The sequence below is a fragment of the Shewanella sp. 11B5 genome (genome assembly GCF_002836795.1).
GTDB lineage: Bacteria > Pseudomonadota > Gammaproteobacteria > Enterobacterales > Shewanellaceae > Shewanella > Shewanella frigidimarina.
Genome location: NZ_PJAP01000300.1, coordinates 1 through 7,302 on the forward strand (window position 1 = coordinate 1; position 7,302 = coordinate 7,302).

The following is a 7,302-nucleotide window of genomic DNA, read 5'->3' on the forward strand; positions in this document are numbered from 1 at the left end:
AGACGAGGGGGATGTAACAACTGATTCAATCGCAACAGCATTAACACTTGCGACACTGAAGACAGCACTTAATAACAGTGCGATTTTTGTTGGTTTAGTACCCATTTACCTTTAACTCCTGAAAGGAAAAATGGGGCAGTAGCGCCGCAATATAGAGCACCACTTTCGTCCTATTATACAGAAAAGTTCTATAAAATAAGTCACTAGCGGTATCACATTACATTTCGAGATCTGCCCACCGAAATCATCGAAATCACCTTTAAGGCCGGTCTCCGGACTGAGGTTTTGGCGTTACACTAAAGGTAAACGCACGCGAGCCGAGATGATTAACGCAACACTGTTGCGCACCTGACTCTCACCAATCACCGTTGCGGGGGCAGTACCAGATTTACACTGGTTTCCCGATTATCCTGCTTTGGTCTATCGATCCAAAGCAAGCACCGTAAAGATTGACTATTAAATTATCATGAGTTGATATTCAGCTCATGATTGAAAATATGTGTTGTTATGCCGGCATTAGCATTGAGTACCTTGGTACTGTCTGACGAATGAGTGGCATCATAAAATATTCACGCGGCGATTATAACGGATTCAAAGGTAAACTTGATACTAACAAAAGCTTAACTCACAGATTATTCAACTTGTCTGGCATTCAACATGTTGGGAAGTGACACTAGAAATGGCCAACAACGCTATCAACACGGCACTAATTATATTAACATGGCGCTAATATATGAACATGTCGTCAATGTTAGCGATAAATGTCGACGTTAGGGTTGGCTCATGAAGGCACGATAATTATCGATTGTGATTGGAACGGTCTCGGTGGTAAAAATAGCTGTACGAATAGATTTATGGATTAGGTAGACATTCTCGTCATCACTTATCACCGTAAAATAGCCCATCTCACCTTGTGGACGAGAGAGATAAGACGCTTCAACCACTGCGGAAGAATGATGAATATTAGGCATACTGGTGCAGCCTAATAAACCATGTACAGCCTCGAGCCCGCCTACTTTAGAGCTGCCCAGCTGTTGATAAACAATTTTGCCTTCACAATTTTCTTGATATGTCGCTGCCATCGAATCTAAAAACTGGTCCGGTTCAACATCATTTGCTAAGCCTTTAAACCCCTGCATGCAGACTAAACGAGACCAATCATTTAATGATTCATTGGATGGAATAAACTCAGCCATTGTCATATCGCCACGTTTATCGCTGAATGCAAGCTTCCAATCTAATGGTGGTAAAAAACCAAATTTTGCAGATAAGGCCGTGAGCTTTTGGACATCCTCAGACATCACCATAGCACCTGATGAGTTATCAACGTCGTCAAATGTCATCAGTGCAGGAGATATAGCCGATGCACCGCTCGGGAACAGGAACATAATCCCCAGACAGCCCGAGCAGCCGATAATTGCAGCAATCTTGTTCATCCAAATGAATCCTTATTTGGTCAAGAAAGAGATAAGTTGACTAAAAACCATTCTAATTATGTATATCCTATCCTGAACATACAACAATTGACACTTATCGATAACATTTACATTGTCGGTAAATGTTAGTTTAGTTCTTCGTCGTCTTCGTCTTCATCTTCATCTTCTGCATCGAATAACTCTTCTTCATCAACGGCAGATTCTGCAGCAATAGCGGCAGCTAAGCTTTTAGCCTTAAGATGCTTTTCAGTTTTACGCTTGTTACGATCAGCTTGCTTAGATAAAAAACCTTGTAGAGCTTGTTCGCCCCATGCTGTTGCTTCTGCTTCTGAAGCAAAACCATCTTGGCTTTTTGATACTATGGTTTTTGTCGCTGTCATACGACGAGTGATTTCGGTTTTCCAAGTGTTTTCGATTTGAATAACACGTAAACCATATTTTTTGCTATCGCTCATAATCTATTCTTTCCTACTTAAGGTATCACAGGCTAAAACCCATGAAATTTCAGCCGCGCAGTGTACTCGAAACGCACGAGTTTGGGCAGCTATTTAATGGTTATTTTTGCAGCTTATTTGAAAAACTAACTCAGTGGCAAGCGTAATGCTGCCACTGAGAAAAATATGGTGAATAAAATCTCGCTGCGCTGAGGTTATTGTTTCACTAATTGGTTAGAACCAACAATCATCATTTCACATTTATGGCAGTCAAACACCAACTTCAATTTATCTTTACCAACATCTAAAAACATTGGGTCGGCTTTAATCCCTTCAACTTCTTTCGGGCATAAGTTAAAGCTGTAACGTAAACAATGTTTGGTCACCATTAACGGTGCATCATGTAACACGTTATTTTTCTCATAGGTATCTTCAATTTGAATCACCCCATGCTGATGATAAAACGATTTCGCTTTTTCGTTCGCCACGTTAGATAAAAAGCTCAATGCTTTTTGTGGGAAACGCGCAGTTTTATCATGTACCCAACGCTCTGGTCGTTGGTAGCTCGTCACCCTTGTGGCCATTAATGCACTAACCGCATCGCGGCGCAGCTCGTTAACCACCGATGCAGGTAAAAACCACATTTGCTCAGTCAGTAAATTAATCTTGTTCAATACAAAATCACTACTGCCAAGTTTGCTGAGTTGCTTTTTGAGGTTTTCTGCCGTTTTAGCTTGATCATTTGCAGGAGCTTTATCGCAAGCTAAGGTAACGGTTGCACTTAACCCGTGTATATCTGTAATGGTTAATCCAACGCCGTCATCGCTATCAAAAAATTGCATATCAACAGCAATTTTACGCGTGGCAGAATCTTTATTTAGGATAGCTTCAAACTTATGATCAAAGTTACGGAACATCATCACGCCAATTTTAAGATCTTTAGGTACCTCAGTTAAATACAAGGTATTACCGTCGGCGCGGTTAATGCGCACGCCGGAGAGCTTATCGTCAGACAACCGCTGGGTTTCATAATGTTCAACAAAGAAACATAAGCCATCACCATTGTTAAAATGAATGTCTTTGCCACTTTCACTGGTATCGATTTTAATAAAGTCTTTACCTACTTGGGTGATACGGCCCACTTTCTCACCAATAAACTTAGGCGAACTAAAATGCTCAATGGCCTCAGTACGTTCATTGACAAAATAATCTGTTTTACCGCGGTTAAAACTTTTATCAGGATCGGGCGTAAAATTAAACTCGCAACGACCATGAGAAATAGATTCCAAATCATTGCGTTTGGCAATAATGGCATCCAGTTGTTGGCGGTAATGTGCGGTAACATTCTTAAGGTAAGTAATGTCTTTTAAGCGGCCCTCAATTTTAAATGAGCTAATGCCCGCATCAATTAAGGCTTCTAAATTATCTGTTTGGTTATTGTCTTTTAGTGATAATAAATGCTTATTTTCAGCTAATACTTCACCTTCACGCGTAGTTAAATTACACGGCAATCGACACATCTGTGAACATTCACCGCGATTAGCACTGCGATTAGAATACGCATGGCTTAAATTGCATAAACCGCTATAACTGACACATAACGCACCATGAATAAAGAACTCTAACTTCATTTTTGTGCTAGCAGCAATGTCGCGAATTTGTGGAATATTCAACTCACGAGCTAACACGACTTGTGAAAAACCGACTTGTTCGAAAAAGACTGTTTTTTCTGGGCTGCGGTTATCAGTTTGAGTACTCGCATGTAACGCGATAGGTGGAAGATCTAATTGTAAAACCCCCATGTCTTGAACAATCAAGGCATCGACACCGGCTTCATAAAGTTGCCAAATAAGCTTTTGCGCTTTATCAATCTCGTCATCCATTAAAATGGTATTAAGCGCCACAAACACTTGGGCATGATAACGATGAGCAAATTCAGCTAAGCGAGCGATGTCTTCAACGCTGTTGCCAGCATTATGACGCGCGCCAAATGCTGGACCGCCAATATAAACGGCATCAGCGCCATGACGAATAGCCTCAATGCCATAATCAGCATTTTTAGCCGGTGCTAATAGTTCAAGTTGGCGCTTTACAGGCGCCTCAGGGGTGAACAATTCTACAGAAACCATAATGTTAACTAAATTTCGCATTAATTCGGATAAAAAAGTGCGCCAACATTAGTATGTTGACGCACTCGCATAGCTGCATACTTTAGCAAACTTTGAACAAAGTTCTAAGTAAATTCGTTGCTAATGACCGCCTAAAAAACGGTCGAATAGGGCTTATAAAAATAATTCTTGGATGTTTTTAAAGTCAGCTTTGCCTTCAGCAATTTCTTGCGGATTAAGCCCAGACACTTCATGGGGAAACACTAACCAATCTTCAGATGAATGAATAAAATAATCTGGTTTTAGCTCTACTTTAGTGTTTTTTGGCTTGTAATAAGGACATGCGATCCGGATGTCTGTAGGCATGTTTAAACGCATGAACTTTCTTAATTTACCAATCAGCGCATCAATACTGCGGCCAGAGTCAAAAACGTCATCAACAATCAACAAACCATCGCTAGCATTGGCGTTTTCAATAATGTAATGCAAACCGTGTACTTTGATATTTTTATCTTGTTTGTCAGTGCCGATACCATAATAAGAAGACGTTCTAACGGCTATATGATCGGTTTCAACTTTTTTAAAATCAAAATACTCTTGGACTGCAATACCGATTGGAGCACCACCGCGCCAAATACCCACGATAAACTGTGGTCGAAAGCCACTGTCATATACTTGCGCAGCGAGTCTAAATGAATCTTCCAGCAGTTGTTGCGCACTAATATAATGTTTATCTGTCATTGGTTAAGCCCCCGATTATTTTATTGCGGAGAATTTTATACCAAATAAAGCTTTCTTGCCTGTAAGAATAGGAATTAATTGATCAATACCCATAAAAAATAAGACATGTTGGTCAAATAATATATGACTCAATATTGATTCCTACTTATTTGATGCATGTTCACATCAAGCATTTGCGTACGTTAAATCACTTCAGCATCAATAGAAGTCCTATCAACAAATCTCTAGTTCACTGCACGAGTCAAGTGACCGAGCGAGCTTATCAATGGAGATAAATCTACTTGTCATTAAAAACGACTATGGCATAGTGGGTTTAATGACAAGTAGATTAATCGCCAATTCAGGATGAATACGCCACTATGCTGCTCAATAAAACCTTACACAATAATTACGGTACTGGACTGGCAAACACCACGGACAGCAACGAACTCAATGTGCCCAAAGGTGACAACCCGCTCATATGGCCTGTGCTGAGTTTATTACAATCGTCAAATCAAAGTTGGAAAGTGCATCATTTAGCCAGTGAATTACAAACTAAAGGTTTAATGCATAACCTTGACCCATTACCCGAAAAAGACCTATTCAAACGCAACTTTCTACTAATGAACGCCTTGTATGAATTACAAGACATACTCATGCCTAAACAGTGGTTGCAAGTGAAGGCGATGGAAATCCAAATATTTCGGATCATTCCAGCCAGTGCTGATATACAACATATTCGCGATGGTGCATTACGTGACTATTATCTCGATTGGAACAATTATGACTCCAGCGTTAACGTTGTACGTGAAATGCTTGAGTCATTTTGGTCTAGCTTTCAAGAGTATATTGGTGTTAACACACAGTTGATGCACAAAGGTCATGCGTTAAAAGTGTTTGAACTTGATGAAACTGCAACCGATAGAGACATTCGTAAACAGTGGCGTAAGTTAGCGCTAAAATGGCATCCCGATCGTGAACAAGGTAATGCTGAACGCTTTCGAGAAGTGTGCGAAGCATGGCAGACACTCAGAGATTAGCGTTGGTCGGTAAACTACCGTGGTTGAACACTCTTTATCTACAGCCGTGATCGTAGTCAGCATGAAGATGATTAAGATGACTGCTCTACATTAATACTTTAATATTTGCCCTGCTTATTCACCATGCCATATTGGCCTTTCCACATAACCCATCAATAATGAACAACCCATGAGCACTTAATGGTGACATTGGCAGAAATCGTTGCCCTCACATCAATATCTGAACTTTATTAAAGGATTATCTTCATAAAACACGCACCGATCACGAAATTAGCGTCTTTTTGATTGATGATTTAAGCCATAATTCAGCTAACAAACTTACCCTATTTAGCTAAAGTAGATTAATCGAATCCTAGTGACTATTTACTACTAATATTGATTTACTACTACCATTAATTCGTTATTAACACTGATTTACTACTAACAGTGATTTGCTATTAACATAGATTTGAGGTTTACATGATTAAATATTTCGCCATTGTACTGACGCTCATCACGGCCTCGTTTAGCACATTTGCTACGCCATTTGTTGCAGGCAAACATTACACCCAAATATCTAACAACATGGTTCCAAGTGAACCTAAAGTCACTGAATTTTTCTCGTTCTATTGCCATAACTGTTTCAATATGGAAAGCCAGTACTTACCTGAAATCAAGGCGGGTTTAGACAAAAAAATCACCTTCGACAGTAAACATGTCGACTTTATGAATAGCGACTTAGGTACAGAAGTCATGCGCGCATTAGCGGTTATTCATAAACTCGATAATAAAGAAGCTCTAAAAATAGCCATGTTTGGCGCAATCCAGGGTAAAGATAATACTGGCGGGCACGACCACGCTGCCGCTGGACATGAGCACAAATCACAGATTAATAACCGTGCTGATATTAAAAATGTTTTTGCTCAGTTTGGTGTCGATGCAGAGCAATATGACACGGTAGCAGACAGTGCAGACACCAATAAAAAGTTAGCCATGTGGCGTCAACAGCAAGTGACGTATGCAGTGCAAAGTGTACCGGCATTTATTGTTAACGATAAATACGCCATCAATTTAAATGAAATGCGCAGTTTGGACGATATCATTGGGGTCATTAACTACTTAGCATTAAAACAGTAGTGTTGCTAACCGATAAAAAAATGGCTATCCACTGGATAGCCATTTTTTTATCTCTATTGCTTAACTTGCAGTGGTATAAATTGCATAACTTAATCGCGGTAAGGTCACCGTTAACTCTGCTGATGCGGCCTGTGCGGCATCTTCAATTGATGGCACGACAACATCTGGCCATGTGGTCATTAAGCGATAATGCTTACCCTCTTGAGTAACATTAATCGTCTGCGCTTGCTCACCGCTATTAAACACCATCAAAAATTCTGCTCCTGTTTCAGGGTCTACCCGAGCAAATGCAAACATGTCTTTGTCTGCTTGGTAAAAGCGATCTTGATATTGACCACGACGCAAAATAGGATATTGCTTACGCAGTTCACTCAGTTGCGCTATTGCTTGATACAAAGGGTGCTTAGGGTCAAAGTCTGTCTCTTATACAACACTGACGCTGCCGACG

General features: G+C 40.2%; 7 protein-coding genes and 1 riboswitch. Of the genes, 2 read left to right on the top strand and 5 right to left on the bottom strand.

Annotation, left to right across the window (positions count from 1 at the left end; translation table 11 throughout):
• Nucleotides 1–245: 245 nt before the first annotated feature.
• Nucleotides 246–460, bottom strand: a riboswitch (cobalamin riboswitch).
• 310 nt (nt 461–770) lie between these two features.
• From CXF78_RS05880 to CXF78_RS05895, 4 genes are all read right to left on the bottom strand, one after another.
• Nucleotides 771–1,436 (bottom strand): hypothetical protein, encoded by a 666-nt coding sequence (locus CXF78_RS05880; RefSeq protein ID WP_102036251.1) that lies wholly within the window; start codon nt 1,434–1,436, stop codon nt 771–773.
• A 125-nt stretch (nt 1,437–1,561) separates the two neighbouring features.
• A complete protein-coding gene (locus CXF78_RS05885; protein WP_102036252.1) occupies nt 1,562–1,891 on the bottom strand; it encodes a DUF3622 domain-containing protein in 330 nt (109 codons plus the stop codon).
• Between the two features lie 194 nt (nt 1,892–2,085).
• A complete protein-coding gene (locus CXF78_RS05890) occupies nt 2,086–3,999 on the bottom strand; it encodes a peptidase U32 family protein (protein WP_102036254.1) in 1,914 nt (637 codons plus the stop codon).
• A gap of 153 nt (nt 4,000–4,152) precedes the next feature.
• A complete protein-coding gene (locus CXF78_RS05895; protein ID WP_011636298.1) occupies nt 4,153–4,719 on the bottom strand; it encodes a phosphoribosyltransferase in 567 nt (188 codons plus the stop codon).
• 359 nt (nt 4,720–5,078) lie between these two features.
• On the opposite strand from CXF78_RS05895, the gene CXF78_RS05900 reads away from it, so the two are divergent.
• Complete coding sequence (locus tag CXF78_RS05900; protein ID WP_011636297.1) at nt 5,079–5,738, top strand: DNA-J related domain-containing protein; 660 nt, start codon at nt 5,079–5,081, stop codon at nt 5,736–5,738.
• 459 nt (nt 5,739–6,197) lie between these two features.
• The gene (locus tag CXF78_RS05905; RefSeq protein ID WP_102036253.1) at nt 6,198–6,854 is read left to right on the top strand and encodes a thiol:disulfide interchange protein DsbA/DsbL; all 657 of its coding nucleotides are present in this window, start codon (nt 6,198–6,200) and stop codon (nt 6,852–6,854) included.
• 60 nt (nt 6,855–6,914) lie between these two features.
• On the opposite strand, the gene CXF78_RS05910 is transcribed toward CXF78_RS05905, so the two are convergent.
• Nucleotides 6,915–7,250 carry a hypothetical protein gene (locus tag CXF78_RS05910; protein WP_180957060.1) on the bottom strand — a complete coding sequence of 112 codons (336 nt, stop codon included), beginning with the start codon at nt 7,248–7,250 and terminating at the stop codon, nt 6,915–6,917.
• Nucleotides 7,251–7,302 lie beyond the last annotated feature (52 nt).